This window comes from Gammaproteobacteria bacterium (genome assembly GCA_029880545.1).
Taxonomy (GTDB): domain Bacteria; phylum Pseudomonadota; class Gammaproteobacteria; order Acidiferrobacterales; family SZUA-150; genus JAOUOD01.
In genome coordinates, this window is the sequence record JAOUOD010000004.1 from 167,587 (window position 1) to 184,138 (window position 16,552).

At 55.1% G+C, this 16,552-nt stretch carries 19 protein-coding genes; 11 read left to right on the top strand and 8 right to left on the bottom strand.

The genetic code is table 11. The features are described from left to right. Window positions 1–11: 11 nt before the first annotated feature. Genes OEZ10_06155 through OEZ10_06185 form a run of 7 tightly spaced genes read right to left on the bottom strand, consistent with a single transcriptional unit; the run spans window position 12 to window position 7,246 of the window. Window positions 12–839 (bottom strand): septal ring lytic transglycosylase RlpA family protein, encoded by an 828-nt coding sequence (locus OEZ10_06155; GenBank protein ID MDH5632564.1) that lies wholly within the window; start codon window positions 837–839, stop codon window positions 12–14. Next, window positions 836–1,828 (bottom strand): lytic murein transglycosylase B, encoded by a 993-nt coding sequence (gene mltB / locus OEZ10_06160; protein MDH5632565.1) that lies wholly within the window; start codon window positions 1,826–1,828, stop codon window positions 836–838. Before mltB ends, OEZ10_06155 begins: the two co-directional genes overlap by 4 nt. After that, window positions 1,828–2,925 carry a rod shape-determining protein RodA gene (gene rodA / locus OEZ10_06165; protein MDH5632566.1) on the bottom strand — a complete coding sequence of 366 codons (1,098 nt, stop codon included), beginning with the start codon at window positions 2,923–2,925 and terminating at the stop codon, window positions 1,828–1,830. The genes mltB and rodA overlap by 1 nt, the downstream gene beginning before the upstream one ends. A 2-nt stretch (window positions 2,926–2,927) precedes the next feature. Beyond that, the gene (gene mrdA, locus OEZ10_06170) at window positions 2,928–4,808 is read right to left on the bottom strand and encodes a penicillin-binding protein 2 (GenBank protein ID MDH5632567.1); all 1,881 of its coding nucleotides are present in this window, start codon (window positions 4,806–4,808) and stop codon (window positions 2,928–2,930) included. A 6-nt stretch (window positions 4,809–4,814) separates the two neighbouring features. Further along, entirely contained in the window at window positions 4,815–5,294 is a 480-nt protein-coding gene (gene mreD / locus OEZ10_06175) for a rod shape-determining protein MreD (GenBank protein MDH5632568.1), read from the bottom strand. Then, the gene (mreC, locus tag OEZ10_06180; protein MDH5632569.1) at window positions 5,291–6,169 is read right to left on the bottom strand and encodes a rod shape-determining protein MreC; all 879 of its coding nucleotides are present in this window, start codon (window positions 6,167–6,169) and stop codon (window positions 5,291–5,293) included. The genes mreD and mreC overlap by 4 nt, the downstream gene beginning before the upstream one ends. 36 nt (window positions 6,170–6,205) lie before the next feature. Continuing rightward, window positions 6,206–7,246, bottom strand: coding sequence for a rod shape-determining protein (locus tag OEZ10_06185; protein ID MDH5632570.1), 1,041 nt, complete (start codon window positions 7,244–7,246; stop codon window positions 6,206–6,208). 127 nt (window positions 7,247–7,373) lie between these two features. On the opposite strand from OEZ10_06185, the gene gatC reads away from it, so the two are divergent. From gatC to OEZ10_06240, 11 genes are all read left to right on the top strand, one after another. After that, the gene (gene gatC / locus OEZ10_06190; GenBank protein MDH5632571.1) at window positions 7,374–7,676 is read left to right on the top strand and encodes an Asp-tRNA(Asn)/Glu-tRNA(Gln) amidotransferase subunit GatC; all 303 of its coding nucleotides are present in this window, start codon (window positions 7,374–7,376) and stop codon (window positions 7,674–7,676) included. Between the two features lie 38 nt (window positions 7,677–7,714). Further along, a complete protein-coding gene (gene gatA, locus OEZ10_06195; GenBank protein ID MDH5632572.1) occupies window positions 7,715–9,172 on the top strand; it encodes an Asp-tRNA(Asn)/Glu-tRNA(Gln) amidotransferase subunit GatA in 1,458 nt (485 codons plus the stop codon). Window positions 9,173–9,182: 10 nt separating this feature from the next. Then, a complete protein-coding gene (gatB, locus tag OEZ10_06200; GenBank protein MDH5632573.1) occupies window positions 9,183–10,616 on the top strand; it encodes an Asp-tRNA(Asn)/Glu-tRNA(Gln) amidotransferase subunit GatB in 1,434 nt (477 codons plus the stop codon). Between the two features lie 43 nt (window positions 10,617–10,659). Further along, window positions 10,660–11,400, top strand: coding sequence for an isoprenylcysteine carboxylmethyltransferase family protein (locus tag OEZ10_06205; GenBank protein ID MDH5632574.1), 741 nt, complete (start codon window positions 10,660–10,662; stop codon window positions 11,398–11,400). Between the two features lie 153 nt (window positions 11,401–11,553). Next, window positions 11,554–12,105: a hypothetical protein gene (locus tag OEZ10_06210; GenBank protein ID MDH5632575.1), complete on the top strand. Its 552-nt coding sequence runs from the start codon at window positions 11,554–11,556 to the stop codon at window positions 12,103–12,105. A 132-nt stretch (window positions 12,106–12,237) separates the two neighbouring features. Further along, window positions 12,238–12,882, top strand: coding sequence for a class I SAM-dependent methyltransferase (locus OEZ10_06215; GenBank protein ID MDH5632576.1), 645 nt, complete (start codon window positions 12,238–12,240; stop codon window positions 12,880–12,882). 69 nt (window positions 12,883–12,951) lie between these two features. Next, the gene (locus OEZ10_06220) at window positions 12,952–13,242 is read left to right on the top strand and encodes a DUF1330 domain-containing protein (protein ID MDH5632577.1); all 291 of its coding nucleotides are present in this window, start codon (window positions 12,952–12,954) and stop codon (window positions 13,240–13,242) included. After that, the gene (locus tag OEZ10_06225; GenBank protein ID MDH5632578.1) at window positions 13,239–13,589 is read left to right on the top strand and encodes a DUF6176 family protein; all 351 of its coding nucleotides are present in this window, start codon (window positions 13,239–13,241) and stop codon (window positions 13,587–13,589) included. The genes OEZ10_06220 and OEZ10_06225 overlap by 4 nt, the downstream gene beginning before the upstream one ends. A gap of 40 nt (window positions 13,590–13,629) precedes the next feature. Next, a complete protein-coding gene (locus OEZ10_06230; GenBank protein MDH5632579.1) occupies window positions 13,630–13,953 on the top strand; it encodes a YciI family protein in 324 nt (107 codons plus the stop codon). Window positions 13,954–14,020: 67 nt separating this feature from the next. Further along, the gene (locus OEZ10_06235) at window positions 14,021–15,151 is read left to right on the top strand and encodes an HD domain-containing protein (GenBank protein MDH5632580.1); all 1,131 of its coding nucleotides are present in this window, start codon (window positions 14,021–14,023) and stop codon (window positions 15,149–15,151) included. A 53-nt stretch (window positions 15,152–15,204) separates the two neighbouring features. Continuing rightward, a complete protein-coding gene (locus OEZ10_06240; protein MDH5632581.1) occupies window positions 15,205–15,735 on the top strand; it encodes an NnrU family protein in 531 nt (176 codons plus the stop codon). Here OEZ10_06240 and OEZ10_06245 read toward each other — a convergent pair. Then, window positions 15,726–16,502 (bottom strand): sulfite exporter TauE/SafE family protein, encoded by a 777-nt coding sequence (locus OEZ10_06245; GenBank protein ID MDH5632582.1) that lies wholly within the window; start codon window positions 16,500–16,502, stop codon window positions 15,726–15,728. The two genes, OEZ10_06240 and OEZ10_06245, sit on opposite strands and share 10 nt — an antisense overlap. Between the last annotated feature and the right edge of the window lie 50 nt (window positions 16,503–16,552).

Below are 16,552 nucleotides of genomic sequence, written 5' to 3' on the forward strand. Positions count from 1 at the left end.
CCTGCGTTCGGTCAGTCAACAACAATATGACTGTCATGTATTCCCAGTTCTTTGACTTTTTCCGTCAGCCGGTCCAGGGCATTGATATCCGCCAGTGGCCCGATGCGGACTCGATAAAGTGTGCGTCCGGAGGAAGTTGAACCGACAACAAATACCTTGCCGAGATTTGCCGACTTGAGTCGTGACTCCAGTCGATAGGCATTACCGGAATCAGAAAAGGCACCGGTTTGCAGGTAGATTCTGTTGCCTGATGAAACTGTTTTGGCTGGCCTGGCCTGCTGTGCCAAGGTCGGTGGTGCTTCATTACGATAATTGTCGATGTCCACTGCCCGAACTTCAACCACGCCGGTGCCGGTGCCGACAATGCCCAACTGGCTGGCTGCAGAGTAGGACAGGTCGATGAGCCGGTTATGCAGAAACGGGCCACGATCATTGACCCGAACAATCAGTGAGCGCCCGTTATCAAGATTGGTGACATGAACATAGGATGGCAGCGGCAGCGTCTTGTGCGCTGCGCTCAAGGCGTACATGTTGTAGGTTTCGCCGTTTGAAGTGCGCTTGCCATGGAATTTCTTGCCATACCATGAAGCCACACCACGTTCGTGATAACCCTTGGCCGACTTCATTGGTACATAGTGTTTGCCGAACACGGTGTAGGGTTTGTTGCCGCCACGGCTCAACGGTTCATGACGGGGAACAATTTTCTCTACCGAGTGAGGATTGGTTTCAGGCCTGGCATGCGGGCCGTCATCCATGTAATAACCGCCATCGCGTGATGCGCCGCCGAAACAGCCGCCAAGCAGGAATGCCAGGATTGTAGTCACTGCTGCGTGCTTCATTGATTTTCGTTGTACCTGTGTTTGATCATTTGACCCAGTTCCACGACTGCCATGGCGTACTTCGTGCTGCGATTATAACGTGTTATGACAAAAAAGTTATGGAATCCCAGGTGGTAGATGTAGGAATTGCGGCCCCGTAACCTCAGTAATGCAGCGTGCAGGCTGTCGTCTTCCTGATGGGTTTCGGGCAGTACCCCGTCTCTGCGAAGCGCGGAAAGGCTGATTTCGGGCTTGATCGCGTTGCTGTCGTACCATTCGGGCTCACCATTTTCCAGCAACGCCCGGTCTGTAATGGGTTGGTTGCGTTTCCAGCCATGCATCCTGAGATAGTTAGCAATACTGCCAATGGCATCAGTCTCGCTGCCCATGAGATTGATTTTGCTATCGCGGTCAAAGTCCACGGCGTATTGACGATAGCTGCTGGGCAAAAATTGCGGCAGGCCTATGGCGCCGGCATAGGAGCCGGTAACGGAGAGCGGATTGTGTTTCAGCTCCCGGGTCAGGATCAGGAATTGTTCCAGTTCACGACGAAACAGGGCACTGCGCCGGGGATAGGCAAATGCCAGGGTCGACAGTGCGTCAATTACGCGGTATTGGCCAAGATTCACGCCAAACTGGGTCTCGACACCGATAATGCCGAGAATGATTTCAATATCAACGCCATACTGATGTTGCGCGCTTTCCAGTTCGCGCTGCCATTTTTTCCAGAAGTTAACCCCGCGCCTGGCGTTCAGGGCAGTAACAAACTGGTCGCGGTAGGCATGCCAGGGTTTGGCTTCACCCGGTGTATCCATGATGCGCACGATGTCTTCGCGTATTTCCACTTCCTCGAACAGCTGCTCAAGGTCATAAGCATAAAATCCGTGCCTGTCTTCCATTTCCTGGATAAAGCGTACCGCTTCCGGGTAGCGATAAAATTCCAGTGCCCGGGCCGCAGGTGCAGCCAGCCCGATAACTGCCAGGAACGAGAAAACAAAAAGTAAGCGCATTAAACCTGTACGATTTTTCTGTGAGTCTGGATACTCATCAGGATACCAAAGCCGGCCATGAGTGTAACAATGGAACTGCCGCCAAAACTGACAATCGGCAATGGTACGCCTACTACCGGGAGTATGCCGGTTACCATGCCGATGTTGACAAAGAAATAAAAGAAAAAGGTCAGTGCCAGGCTGCCCGCCAGCAGCCGGGTGAATGTGTCCTGGGCGCTGAAACTGATCTGCAGGCCGCGAATTACCACAAACAGGTAAACGCTGAACAGGATCAGGATGCCGAGGAAACCGAACTCCTCGGCGAATACGGCGAAAATAAAATCTGTTGAGCGCTCCGGGATAAAGTCAAGCTGCGCCTGTGACCCGCCACCCCAGCCCTTGCCGTACAGACCGCCGGAGCCAACAGCGATCATGGATTGAATGGTGTGATAACCGGTGCCAAGTGGATCAGCGTTCGGATCAAACAGCGTTAACACACGCTTCTTCTGGTAGTCATGCATATAGAAGTTCCACAGCAGTGGAACAGCTCCGGCGGCAGCCAGTATCGCCGATGTAATCCATTTCCAGTTCATGCCCGCAAGGAACAGTACAAACAAGCCGGCAGTAGCGATCATGATGGCGGTTCCAAGATCCGGTTGCTTGGCAACCATGATTGCAGGCGTCACGATGATGGCCAGGCTGATCAGTACGTGTTTTGGCCTGGGTGGCATCGCGTTTCGTGACAAGAACCATGCAGCCATCATCGGCACGCCAAGTTTCATGATTTCCGAGGGCTGAATCCGGAACAGGCCGAGGTTGATCCAGCGTTGCGCACCTTTACTGGTGACGCCGATGGCCAGCACAATCAACAGCAGGCCGAGCCCTATTCCAAAAATATAGGGAGACCATCTGGACAGGGTTTCCGGCTGCAGCTGGGCAATGGCCAGCATAATGCCGAAGCCGAATGCCAGGCGCATGCCCTGGCCTGCGAGCAGCCGCATGTTTTCACCGCCGGCACTGTAAAGCACGATGAGCGAGCAAAGCGCCAACAGTACAAGACCACTGAAAAGCGGTTTATCAAGATGCAAACGTTGATAGGCGTTCAGTGTGTCACGCATGATTAATGGGCCTCACCGGCTGGTTTGTCCTGTACCGGTGCCGCAGTGTCATCGACAAGGTGGGCATCCATGATCGACCTGGCGATGGGTCCGGCTGCGGCACCACCGGAGCCGCCGTTTTCCACAATTACCGCTACCGCGATGCGCGGGTCCTCGGCAGGCGCAAAGGCGATGAACAGGGCGTGATCCCGAAACTTCTCCGGGGTATTTTCCTTGTCGTAATAGGCGCCCTGGGCAATGGAGCGAACCTGTGATGTACCGGTTTTGCCGGCAATCCGGTAAGGCGCGCCCCAGCCCGCCCGTTGGGCCGTGCCGATGTCGCTATGAACCACGGCCACCATGTCTTCGATGACGCTTTCAATATGCGGTTCCATGGTTGCCGGAATGCGGCCAGTGATTTTTGCGGCTACCGGGTAGTGCTCACCGCTGCTGGCGTCCGTATAGCTTTTGACCAGAGCAGGTTTCATCCGTAGCCCGCGATTGGCCATGGTGGCAGCGGCATTGGCCAGCTGCAGCGGTGTGGCCAGCATCATGCCCTGGCCGATGCCGTTCATAATGGTTTCGCCCGGGTACCAGGTGCCACCGATGGATTCTTTCCATTCCTTTGTCGGAATCAGGCCGGTGGGCTCATCATCGAGATCAATTGTTGTATGAGAACCCAGGCCGAATGCAGCCAGTCCTTCTTTCATTCTCTGGTTGCCCAGCTTTTGGGCCAGTCGATAGAAATACACGTCGCAGGATTGGGCAATGGCCTTGCGCATACTGGTGGCGCCGTGACCGTCACGTTTCCAGTCTCGGAACCGGTGGCTGTCGCCCGGCAAGGTAAACGAGCCGAAGCAGTTTTCCGATGTGTTTCGTGACAACAGTCCCGAGCCGAGTGCCGCCAGGGCCAGGAACGGTTTGATTGTCGAGCCTGGAGCGTAGCGACCCCCCAGTGCGCGATTGATGAGCGGCTTGGAGGGATCCTTCAACAGGGCCTGGAAACTTTCAGTGTCAATTCCGTCTACAAAAGAGTTAGGGTCGTACATGGGTGTGCTGGCAAAAGCCAGGACGGCGCCGGTTCTGGGTTCGATGGCAACTGCTGCACCACGTTTGCCGGCGAGAGCGGTTTCAGCAGCCCGTTGCAGTTTCATATCCAGGTTCAGCTGAAGATTGAGCCCTGCGCGGGCCGGGTTGCGATCGACAATATTGACAATACGACCGTGGGCATTGATTTCGGCCTTGATGTTGCCGACGGTACCCAAAAGAACGGATTCATGTGATGACTCGACACCGAGCTTGCCGATATGGTTGGTGCCGCGATAGGCGGTGGCGTCAATATTCTGGATATCACGGTCGTTGATCCGGCCTACATAGCCCAGCAAATGCACGGCAGATTCACCTTGCGGGTAATAGCGCTGCAAGCGTGCGTGCAGTTCCACGCCGTTAAGGTAGGGCCGGTTGACGGCAATGTGCCCGGCTTCTTCATCGCTGAGATGGGTTCTGAGTTGCAGGCTCTCAAATCTTGGTCGTTCACGAAGCTGGCGTCGGAAACGCTTGATATCCGCGGGTGTCAGGGTGATCAGCTTGCCCAGCGAGTCGAGCAGCTGTTCCATGTCATCCACCTGTTCCGGGGTCACTTCGATGGTGTAGATAGAGAAGTTTTTGGCCAGAACAACACCGTTTCGATCGAATATGCTGCCGCGAACCGGGGGCAGCGCGACCGGGTTGATCCGGTTTTTCTGGGACAGGGTTTCGTAATGACTGTGACTGATGATCTGCAGGTAGACCAGCCTGCTCAGCAGGATGAGTGTTAACAGCAGCACAAACGCGCCGGCAATGGTGATGCGTTGCGTGAAAATACGTGTTTCACGGAAGTGATCTTTTATGGGTATATCGAGCATTGTCGATCAGGCAAACCTGCGGCGCAGGTTGCGCAAGACTGTGGACAAGACCGGCCACAGTGCTGCACCGACTATAATGGTAAACCATAATTTTCCTGGCGCATCTGCCTGCCCGCCAATGGTCCGGACCCAGATGATGATAATATGGTTAATCGTCAGCAGCAGTCCGACTACCAGCGCCTGTTGCCAGGGCGGATAGATGCGGACACGCAGATGCAGTTTCAGCACCAGGAAAGCCAGCAGTGTCTTGGCCAGGGCGTGCTGGCCAAGCATCGAACCATAAACCACGTCCAGTAACAGCCCCGCAAACCAGCCGGTGCCTATGCCAATTCGCTCGGGCAGAACAAGGCACCAGTAGATCAGTACCAGCGCCACCCAGTCCGGGCGCAATGGATCGAGCCAGTCGGGACCGGAAATGCTGGCCAGGATAAAGGCAATAACAAAACTTCCGGCAATCCCCAGTCTTCGCTTGTTATCCAGCGTCATGGCTTGTCGGCCCCCGGTTTTGTGGCGGCATCCAGTTGTGGCCAGATCAGCAAAACTTCCTTGTAGTTGTTCAGTTGTGCCGCCGGAGTTGCTGCCACCAGCAGGTGGGGTTCGTTGGGGTCATGCTTGATTGATCGGATCTGGCCGACAGGATAGCCGGGAGGAAACCGTCCGCCCATGCCCGACGTAATGAGTGCATCGCCTTCGCGTACGTCAGCGGAGTTGGTCAGGTAGGGTAATGCCAGCCCGTTGTCGGTACTGTTGCCTACAGCAATAGTGCGCAGACCGTTTCTCATGACCATGACCGGTATGGCATGACCGGGGTCGGTAATCAGTGTGACCGTACTGTTGACTGCGCCTACCTGCGTCACCTGGCCGACTATGCCGTGAGCATCTATTACCGGCTGACCGCGATAGACATTTTTGTTCAGCCCGCGGTCTATAATGATGGTCTGGGTGTAGGGGTCGGGGTGGACTTTCAGGAGCTCCGATACCATGGCTTTGCTGGTCACGCGTTCGGCTGAATCCAGTAATAGCCTCAGTCGCTTGTTTTCTTCTTCAAGTGCATCCAGTTGCTGCAGCCGCGCCAACAGCAATGGCCGCTCCTGTTTCAGCTTGTCATAGTCTTCATGGAAGCTGGTGTTGCTGAGCAGGTTTTCCGAAATCGTGGCATACATGATGCCCGGGATCGCGGCAACAACCTGGATCGGGTAGACAACCACAGACAACGCAGCCCGAATCCGGCCCATGTGTTCACCACGTTGATCCAGGCTGATCAGCGCGATGGAAAGCACGACAAAAATCACCAGTCTTGGTAGCAGAGATTGGCCGGTATTGAACGGCTTGTCTCGGCCCAGTGTTTGATCCATGCGCATCGGGGTTACCCCTGTGTTGAGCCGGCCTGTGCAGGCCTATTCATACAGGAAGACGTCGCCCAGTGTTTCCGCTTCTTCCAGGGCCCGGCCACAACCCCGGACCACGCAGGTCAGCGGGTCTTCGGTGGTAATAATGGGCAGGCTGGTTTGTTCGGCCAGCAGTCGATCCAGGTCGCGCAGCAGCGCGCCGCCGCCGGTCAATACCAGGCCTTTTTCGGCCACGTCGGCGCCCAGTTCCGGTGGCGTTTTTTCCAGTGCGGTCTTGATGGCCTGGACAATACCGATCAGGCATTCCTGCAGGGCCTCGTTCATTTCCTTGCTGGTGACCGTCAGGGTGCGCGGCACGCCGTCGGCAATGTGGCGACCCTTGATTTCCATTTCCCGGTGTTCGGAATCCTTCCAGGCGGTGGCAATGTCTTTTTTGACTTTTTCAGCCGTGGCTTCACCGATCAGCAGGCCGTACTTGCGACGAACGTAGGCGATAATGGCCTCGTCCATCTTGTCGCCGGCAATGCGCAGCGAGTGGGCGTAAACCACGCCGCCCAGGGAAATGACCCCGACTTCCGAAGTACCACCGCCGATATCCAGTACCATGGAGCCGGTCGGGTCCGCGATAGGCAGGTCAGCACCGACGGCTGCAGCCATGGGTTCCTCAATCAGGTAAACCTCGCGCGCGCCGGCGGCCATGGCGGATTCGCGGATGGCGCGGCGTTCCACCTGGGTGGAGCCGCAAGGCACGCAGATGACGATGCGCGGGCTGGGCTGGAACAGGCGATTTTCGTGAACCTTACGGATGAAATATTTCAGCATTTCTCCGGTAACCGTAAAATCGGCAATAACGCCTTCTTTCATGGGCCGGATGGCTTCGATATTGCCGGGGGTGCGGCCGAGCATGCGCTTGGCCTCCATGCCCACGGCCAGGATGGAGCGCTGGTTGCGGCCCATTCCCTGGCGAATGGCTACCACCGAGGGCTCGTTCAGCACGATTCCCCTGTCTTTGGCGTAAATCAATGTATTGGCGGTGCCCAGGTCGATGGCCAGGTCGCTGGAGAACATACCGCGAAACTTTTTGAACATGGGTGAGAAATCCTGCTGTCATCTAATTATATTAAGTGGGCCAACTCTAGCAATCCGGGCATACGGGTTCAACCAAAACTCCTATTATGATAATTTGCGCCTTTCCTCACCTATGGTGCTGATCACAATGTCGTCAAAAGCAGTTCAGTTGGGTCGTGAAGAAGTGGCGAAAATCGCTCACCTGGCCCGGCTCGAGATGAATGATAAGGAGGCCGAGGCCTATGCCGGTAGCCTGTCACAGATACTCGGGCTCATTGAGCAGATGAATGCCGTCGATACCACCGGTATTGCGCCGATGGCACACCCGCGTGATGCCGTATTGCGTTTGCGTGAAGATGTTGTGACTGAAGAAAACCAGCGAGACAGGTTTCAGGCCGTGGCCCCGGAAACGGAAAATGGCCTGTTTCTCGTTCCCAAGGTTATTGAGTGAGCGCGAACCCTATTCACGCCTGCAGGAAGCCCTGATCCATGCCGTATCGTAAAACCGTCAAGCAATTGTCCGATGCCTTGGCTGCCGGAGAACTGTCCAGTGTCGAATTGACCCGGGCCTATCTGGACCGCATAGGCGCCAACAAGGCCATTAACGCCTTCATCACTGTTGATGAGGAGCAGGCCCTGGCCCAGGCGCGCGAGGCTGATGCCCGACGCGCTGCCGGCAATGCCACCGCCATGACCGGTATCCCGGTGGCGCAGAAAGACATCTTCTGTACGGATGGCTTGTTGACCACCTGTGGCTCGAAAATCCTGTCCAATTTTGTTTCGCCCTACGACGCCACCGTCATCGCCCGGTTCAGGCAGGCCGGTGCCGTGACCCTGGGCAAGACCAACATGGACGAATTTGCCATGGGCTCATCCAACGAAACCTCGTTTTACGGAAACGTGCAAAACCCGTGGAATACGAAACTCGTGCCCGGCGGCAGTTCCGGTGGTTCCGCCGCCGCGGTGGCGGCGCGACTGGCGCCGGTTTCAACCGGTACCGATACCGGCGGCTCGATCCGGCAACCGGCGGCCTTTTGCGGTATTACCGGGCTGAAACCCAGCTACGGCCGGGTATCGCGTTTCGGCATGATTGCTTTTGCCTCCAGTCTCGACCAGGCCGGGCCGATGGCGCAAAGCGCCGAGGATGCGGCGCTGATGCTCAATGTCATGTGCGGCTTTGATGAGCGTGATTCGACCTCGCTGAACGAGGAGGTGCCCGATTTTACCACCGGCCTCGGCCATGACCTGAAAGGTCTGAAGATTGGTCTGCCGGAAGAATTTTTTGGCGATGGCCTGAACGATGAAGTGCGTGCCGCCGTGGACGCGGCCATTGCCGAGTATAAAAAGCTGGGCGCCGAGGTAGTTTCCATCAGCCTGCCCAACAGCAACCTGGCAGTACCGTGTTATTACGTGCTGGCACCGGCTGAAGCGTCGAGCAACCTGTCGCGGTTTGACGGTGTCCGGTTTGGTTACCGCGCGCCGGAATATACCGATCTCATGGATATGTACAAAAAAACCCGCGCCCAGGGCTTTGGTGCCGAGGTCAAGCGCCGCATCATGATTGGCACCTATGCCTTGTCGGCAGGCTATTACGACGCCTATTACGTCAAGGCCCAGAAACTGCGTCGATTGATTGCCGAGGACTTCAGGCAGGCGTTTGAGCAATGTGATGTAATCATGGGCCCGACCACGCCGACGACAGCTTTTGCCATTGGCGACAAGACCGATGACCCGGTGGCCATGTACCTGAACGATATTTATACCATCTCGGTCAACCTGGCCGGCCTGCCGGGCATGTCAGTTCCTGCCGGGTTTGACAGCAAGGGACTGCCTATTGGTTTGCAGATTATCGGGCCGTACCTGGCCGAAGCGAAGCTGCTCAACGTGGCGCATCAGTATCAACAAGTTACCGACTGGCATACGCGTATGCCGGCGGCGTTTGAGTGAGGTCAGGCGCATGGAATGGGAAACCGTCATCGGCCTTGAGGTGCATGTGCAGCTCACTACCCAAAGCAAGATTTTTTCCGGTGCATCCATCCGGTATGGTGCCGAACCCAATACCCAGGCCTGTGCTGTCGACCTGGGATTGCCGGGCGTATTGCCGGTGATGAACGAAAATGCCGTGCGCAAGGCGGTCAAGTTCGGCCTTGCCATCGGCGCGAAAATCAATCATCGCTCGGTATTTGCACGAAAGAATTACTTTTACCCGGACCTGCCCAAGGGCTACCAGATTTCGCAGTTCGAGCTGCCCATTGTTGATCGCGGCAGCCTGACCATCGAAGTGAACGGTGAAGAGAAGGTTATCGGTGTTACCCGCGCCCATCTTGAAGAAGATGCCGGCAAGTCATTGCACGAGGATTTTCATGGCATGACCGGCATTGATCTGAATCGCGCCGGTACGCCGTTGCTGGAAATCGTTTCCGAGCCGGATATGCGCAGCCCGCAGGAAGCTGTCGCCTATCTCAAGAAGCTGCACGAACTGGTGCGCTACCTGGAAATCTGTGATGGCAATATGCAGGAAGGTTCATTCCGCTGCGACGCCAATGTCTCGGTCAGGCCGAAAGGCCAGAAAGAATTCGGTACCCGTGCCGAGCTGAAAAATATCAACTCGTTCCGGTTCATAGAAAAGGCCATCGAGTTCGAGGTAGAGCGCCAGATCGATGTCATTGAAAACGGTGGCCAGGTTGTGCAGGAAACGCGTCTTTACGACTCGGTGAAAGACGTTACCCGTTCCATGCGCAGCAAGGAGGAAGCCAACGATTACCGGTACTTCCCTGACCCGGACCTGCCGCCCATGGATATCGATGAACGTTTTATCGAGGCTGTACGCAAGACCTTGCCGGAGCTGCCCGATGCCAAGCGTGCACGCTTTATCCGGGATTACGAGTTGTCTGAATACGATGCCGGCGTACTGACTGCCAGCCGGGATATGGCCGATTATTTTGAATCGACGGTCAAGGCCGTCGGTGGCGAAGCCAAGCTGGTAGCCAACTGGATGACAGGCGAATTGAGCGGCTACCTCAACAAGGATGGTCGCGATATTATTGATTCACCGGTAACAGCAGAAATGCTCGCCGGGCTGGTGCACCGTATTGCCGATAACACCATTTCCGGCAAGATTGCCAAGAGTGTTTTTGAGGCCATGTGGAACGGTGAGGGTGATGCCGATACGGTTATCGACAAAAGGGGTCTGAAGCAGATTACCGATACCGGCGCCATTGAAAGCCTGGTCGACGAAGTCATCGCTGCAAACCCGGAACAGGCACAACAATATCGTGATGGCCAGGAGAAACTGCTCGGTTTCTTTGTCGGCCAGATTATGAAAGCATCCGCGGGCAAGGCGAACCCCGGGCAGGTTAACCAGTTGTTGAAGCAAAAGCTCAAGGCTTAGGGCACTTCCAACACAATGCTTCAAGCAATGCAGGAGTCAAGGCATGCCACTTCGTGAAGAATTTGAATCCAGCGGCAACTGGTTGTTCCGCTGGCGCAGTTACCTGCCACTGGTGATGGTGGCACTGTTTTTTGTCTCGCTTTACGCCTACGAGTTTCCCGGTGGCAGTGAGTACCTGGCGCACATGTGGGAAGCTGTCTGTCTGGCGGTCAGTTTCTTCGGCCTGGCGGTCCGGGTCTTTACCATTGGCCACACCCCCAAGGGTACTTCCGGTCGCAATACCCGTCAGCAAGTGGCCGAAACCGTCAATACCACGGGTATTTATTCGACCGTGCGCCACCCGTTGTATGTAGGCAATTTTTTCATGATTCTCGGCCTGGCCATGTACCTGTTCCTGTGGTGGCTGGTGGTGATTTATGTGCTGGCCTTCTGGGTGTACTACGAGCGCATCATGTTTGCCGAGGAAGAGTTCCTGCGCAAAAAGTTTGGCGAACAGTATGAATCGTGGGCGAGCCGGACACCGGCGTTTATTCCGCGACTGGGAAGTTACGTCAAACCCAATTTGCCGTTTTCCCTGCGCAATGTTTTGCGCCGCGAGTACAACGGTTTTTTTGCCATCATGTTGCTGATGTTTGCCCTGGAGCTGGCCGGTGACTGGGTAGTGACCGGCAAGCTGGCCATGCAATTGCACTGGCAGGTGTTAATGGCGATAAGTGTCGCCATATGGGCAGGACTGAGGCTGCTGAAGAAATTCACCAGGGTGTTGAATGTCGACGGCCGCTAACCGGACCCTTGACGAGGCCGGGTGTTGAGTATTGCGCAACCGCCGCGCAGAAATTCGGATTCGACAATGACGTCATCTGCTACTAAAATATTGGCCTGATTCAACAATCGATTTGCAGTACTTACTTTTACCACTTTACAGGGGGGGGAGATAATGAAAGCAGGAATTGTTCGCAAACTATCCGCACTGGCACTGGCCGGACTTTTGTTCGGCTGTGGACCGGAAGGCGATGACGGCCTGGCCTACATGTCATTTGACTGGTCAACAGCAGCCCACGGCTGGACATTCACAACTACCAACGTCTCACTGCCATCCACGATCATCCGGAACTCGGAATACCAGGTACAGCCGGGCTCCTACGCCATGAGCATCTGGGGTGCGTCTGGATGCAATAGTTACTACCTGTCCTACACGATTACGGTCGACGAAGGCGACGCTGGCCCGCATCCGCTGATCGTTGGCGCGGACGGTGACGACACGTACTATGACGTGTACGTCTGGTGCTTCTCAGCGCCTGACCTCTACATTTCCGGCGAAGACGTCAATGCTCCGGAACTGCTGTCGCTCAAATCAAGCAACAATGACGTTGCCCACGAAGTCGTGGACCAGATGTCTGTTGGCGTTATGGCTGCCACGCCGGTGAAGACCATCAGCAAGGTCTCTGGTGGCTACCGCCTGGAAGCAGAAATCTACGAAGTTAAGTAATCGGCCCAGGCTTAAAGCCTGTTCCGGCAACGGCCCGCCTTCGGCGGGCCGTTTGCTTTGGTGCCCCTGAATGACTTGGCGGGCTGGCCCGACCGGCAGCGTTTGCGATCAATGCCAGATTGGCGCAAAGTAGTGCCACCACGAAATCGGGAGCGCGCCATGCTTGATCGCAAGTCCCACTGGGAGCAGGTATACCAGGACAAAAATCCGACCGAGGTCAGCTGGTTCCAGGTAAAGCCTTCAGTGTCGCTGGAGTTGATTGCCGGAACCGGTATCGACAAGCATGCATATATTATTGACGTCGGTGGTGGTGCCTCCAGTCTTGCCCGGTATCTGCACGATGCCGGTTATCACAAGCTCGCTGTTCTGGATATTTCCGCCCATTCGCTGCAATACGCACGCAAACTCATGGCCGCCCATGCTGATGAGGTGGAGTGGCTGGAGCAGGATGTGACGCAGTTTGTTCCCGGCCACGCCTATACGCTGTGGCATGATCGTGCCGTGTTTCATTTCCTGACCGAGGAAGCGGATCGCCAGCGATATGTCGATGTGCTGAGGCGCGTCCTGGCCCGGGGCGGTCATGTGATTATTGCGACCTTTGCCATAGGTGGCCCGGCCCGTTGCAGTGGCCTGGACATTGTGCAATACGATGCCGACAAGTTGCTGGCGGTATTGGGTGATGGTTTCGACCTGATGCAGCAGGTTGCCGAAGAGCATGTGACACCGAGTGGTAAAAACCAGGAGTTCCGTTATTTTTACCTGCGCTACCGTCCATGAAATCGTGCTTCAGCTGTCACTGGCTGGAGCAACAAATCCTTTCTGAATTGAAATCCTTGTGGGGCGTTTATGGCGGCATATATCGTTGTTCGTATGAAAGTGGATGACCCGGCGTTACTGAAGGCCTACCAGGCAGCCACGCCCGCGGTGATTGCGCAATACAAGGGCAGGTTTATTGTTCGGGGCGGCAAAACCGTAACGCTCGAGGGTCCGGAGGAATCACGCCGTATTGTCATTATCGAGTTCCCGACGCTGGCGGATGCCGAGGCATTTTTCCATTCCCCGGAATACGCCGAGGCACGCAAGCTTCGCGATGATGTTTCAAGCGCCGAGTTTATCGCTGTTGAAGGAATAAGTTGAAAACCGAGCTTTCAACATTTCTGGTCAGGCAAGGCAAGGAGGTCCGGGCCCGGGAATGGATGGCCGTGCTTGTTTCCCGGCAGGCAGCGTGTGTTGATACCCTGGCACGGGAGAAAATGGTCATTGAATCAGTTTTCATGCTGGAACAGGCCGGCCGGCTGTATTTGACCTGGTATTCCGTGCAAAAGCCGGGGCATGAGACACCGGTATCTTCCGGGCATGACGTTGATCGGGAACACGTGTCTTTCTGGCAGGAATGTGTTGAAGAAGAAGTTGCCGATTATCAGCACGCGGTGAGTTTTGTTCCTGGCGAGTTGAATAAAGCAATGGATAAACTTTATACCTGAAAATTATTTATCGATTTTATATCTAGACCTGGACCCAGGCGTGAAAACATTCATATACCATCTTGTTCCTGTTCGTCAGGACATGCTCAGAGACGGGCCCGATCCGGATGAAGCGTTGATAATCAGTGAGCATTTCCGGTATTTGAAACAATTGTGCGATGACGGTGTTGTACTCACCGCCGGTCGAACCGACACAGTGGATGAACATACTTTCGGTGTTGTTATACTTGAAGCTGAGTCTGAATCGATTGCCAGGGACATTATGAGGAAAGACCCGGCAACCCTGCACGGTATTATGCATGCGAGCCTGTATCCGTTTCGCCTTGCCTTGTGGTCGGATACCGGTCCTTCCGGTGTTGAATGAATTTGTCCCGCGCGGCATCTATACTGTTTCAGTATCTGCCAAATATTTATATGAATAATGAGCCGACATGAGTGAGCACCACGACATACTGGAGTCGCTGAACCGCCGGTTGACGCTGAAACAAAAGGTGCTTGCCGCCCATGAATCGGTCAAGCAACTGCTGCCGTTTATCGCCCGGATCGCGATAACGCTTTACGACCCGGAAACCCGGGTATTGAAGACGTATTTGCACAGTTCTGATGATAATGCCGACCCGCTCTCCAACTACCAGGCATTAATTGATGAAGCACCCTCTCTGAAAGCCATGCTGGACAAGGGCCTGCCGCGGGTAATCAATAATATGGTGACGCTGGAAAACGGCAAACATGAACATACCCGGCGCATTGGCCGGTTTGGCTACGCAGCCAGTTACACCTTGCCCATGTTCAGCGAGGGAGATTTTGTCGGCTTTATCTTTTTCAATTCCTCGAAACCCGATGTGCTGACTGAACCGGTGCTGGCACAACTGGATATTTTTGGCCACATGCTGGCGTTAATGGTGATCAATGAGATCAATTCCATTGATACGTTGTCCGCAGCAGTCAAAACTACCGGGAGAATCACCCATCAACGAGACCCGGAAACCGGCAGTCATCTTGATCGCATGTCGCGCTACAGTCTGCTGATTGCGCGGACCCTGTCAGGAAAATTCAGCCTGGACGATGATTATATCCAGCACCTGTTCATGTTCGCGCCGCTGCATGATATTGGCAAGGTTGTTATCCCGGATCGTGTACTTCTGAAACCCGGGCCGCTGGATGATGAAGAAGCCGTCATCATGAGAACCCACTCAACAAGGGGCAGGGAGATGATCGACGACATGATTGCCAATTTTGGAATGGAAAATATCCAGCATATCGATTTGCTCAGAAACATTGCCCACTATCATCACGAAGCGGTTAATGGCACGGGTTATCCCGCGGGACTGTCGGGATCGGCGATTCCCATTGAGGCACGAATTGTCGCCGTGGCTGATGTATTTGATGCGCTCACCAGTGAGCGCCCCTATAAAAAAGCATGGTCCAATGAAGATGCCGTCAACTTGCTGGAGCAGTTGGCCGGCGAGAAGCTTGACCGTGATTGCGTGGAGGCACTGCTGCAAAATATGGACGAAGTCTTGCGTATACAGAGCCAGTTCAGCGAAGACATTTATGGTTAACCGGGGGTCAACCAGGGTCATACCAGTTTAAACCGGGACACAAGGAGGTTGTGATGAATTATCTTGTAGCAGGAATGCTTTTATTCGTGATGTGTCATGGATTTACTGCCATGCGCAGCGCCCGCCAGGAACTGATTAACCGCATTGGCGAAATGCCTTACCGGGGCATGTATTCCGTGATTTCAATTTTTGCCATTGGATTGATTATTGTCGGCATGCGTAATGTCGAGCCGGTTTACCTGTGGACACCGCCTGGCTGGGCGCAGCAACTAACCGGCTTGATGATGATGCTCAGCTTCATCCTGGTTATCGCCAACAGGGCAAAAACCAATATCAAGCGTTATAGCCGTCACCCCATGTCGTGGGGGATTATTGCCTGGGCTATCGGCCACCTGTTCAGCAACGGCAAGCTGTCATCGTTAATTCTGTTTGGTGGTATGGCGACCTATTCACTGTTTGCCATGTGGTCGGCCGATCGTCGTGGCAAGCCGCCACGCCCGCAACCAGTGCCCTATAGTCGCGATGCAGTACTGGTCGCTATCGGCGTAGCGGTGTTTGCAGCCGTGCGGATGATTCATCCCTGAAGATTCGGAGTCTCGGCCTGGTTGGCCGGCAACCAGTCGAAGGCGATGATGCCGTCGGCAATCAATACAATCGCAATCAGCCACAGCGTATAGCGCAATGCAGCCAGGTAGGCTGCGGTGTCCATGCGACGACGCAGGCGCATGCCAATCCATAGCGACAACAGGATAGCCGGCAGTGCCCAGGCGGACAGCCCGACAATATTCCAGTCCAGTTGCCGGTTGGCGAGAAACCCGGCTACCTGGCCACTCTTGCTGATAAGAAACGTGAAGTTGAACGCGGCCACGACCAGTAACGGATTCATGCGTGTGTACAGTGCGTAGACAACAATGGCCGGCGCCATGGTATTGGTGAGTCCGCCCATCAGGCCGAGACTGGCACCGAATAACGCCATCAGCCAGCGGGGTACGTTGCGCTCGATTGCTGCCGCAGGCAGCTTGTCCGCGACCAGGTAAATCATCATAACCACGGCCAGTATCAATCTCAGCGGTTTCGGGTCGAGGCCAAACATGATCTGGGTGCCGGCGATGCTGCCGATAATGGTGAATACCGGGATCGGCCAGTAGCGAACAAAGGCTTCACGCCAGTGTTTTTCGCCGGCGATGCTGGCAATGTTAATGCTGAGCGTGGGCAACAGGGTCAGCAGCACAACGACAGGCAGCGGGTAGAGCAGGATCAGCGCGGGCGTTGAAAACATCGGGAATCCAAAGCCCAGTACGCCGTGAATAAAGGCGCCCAGTACAAGCACGGGCAGGAAAGCTAGATCCATAAGGGTTTTCGCATATTCAGTTTGTCGCTGTCCTGCTGGCTGTAAGAAAT

Coding starts and splice junctions, on each gene's coding strand:
- OEZ10_06155 (MDH5632564.1), bottom strand. CDS start 839: ATGAAGCACGCAGCAGTGACTACAATCCTGGCATTCCTGCTTGGCGGC.
- mltB (MDH5632565.1), bottom strand. CDS start 1,828: ATGCGCTTACTTTTTGTTTTCTCGTTCCTGGCAGTTATCGGGCTGGCT.
- rodA (MDH5632566.1), bottom strand. CDS start 2,925: ATGCGTGACACACTGAACGCCTATCAACGTTTGCATCTTGATAAACCG.
- mrdA (MDH5632567.1), bottom strand. CDS start 4,808: ATGCTCGATATACCCATAAAAGATCACTTCCGTGAAACACGTATTTTC.
- mreD (MDH5632568.1), bottom strand. CDS start 5,294: ATGACGCTGGATAACAAGCGAAGACTGGGGATTGCCGGAAGTTTTGTT.
- mreC (MDH5632569.1), bottom strand. CDS start 6,169: ATGCGCATGGATCAAACACTGGGCCGAGACAAGCCGTTCAATACCGGC.
- OEZ10_06185 (MDH5632570.1), bottom strand. CDS start 7,246: ATGTTCAAAAAGTTTCGCGGTATGTTCTCCAGCGACCTGGCCATCGAC.
- gatC (MDH5632571.1), top strand. CDS start 7,374: ATGTCGTCAAAAGCAGTTCAGTTGGGTCGTGAAGAAGTGGCGAAAATC.
- gatA (MDH5632572.1), top strand. CDS start 7,715: ATGCCGTATCGTAAAACCGTCAAGCAATTGTCCGATGCCTTGGCTGCC.
- gatB (MDH5632573.1), top strand. CDS start 9,183: ATGGAATGGGAAACCGTCATCGGCCTTGAGGTGCATGTGCAGCTCACT.
- OEZ10_06205 (MDH5632574.1), top strand. CDS start 10,660: ATGCCACTTCGTGAAGAATTTGAATCCAGCGGCAACTGGTTGTTCCGC.
- OEZ10_06210 (MDH5632575.1), top strand. CDS start 11,554: ATGAAAGCAGGAATTGTTCGCAAACTATCCGCACTGGCACTGGCCGGA.
- OEZ10_06220 (MDH5632577.1), top strand. CDS start 12,952: ATGGCGGCATATATCGTTGTTCGTATGAAAGTGGATGACCCGGCGTTA.
- OEZ10_06235 (MDH5632580.1), top strand. CDS start 14,021: ATGAGTGAGCACCACGACATACTGGAGTCGCTGAACCGCCGGTTGACG.
- OEZ10_06240 (MDH5632581.1), top strand. CDS start 15,205: ATGAATTATCTTGTAGCAGGAATGCTTTTATTCGTGATGTGTCATGGA.
- OEZ10_06245 (MDH5632582.1), bottom strand. CDS start 16,502: ATGGATCTAGCTTTCCTGCCCGTGCTTGTACTGGGCGCCTTTATTCAC.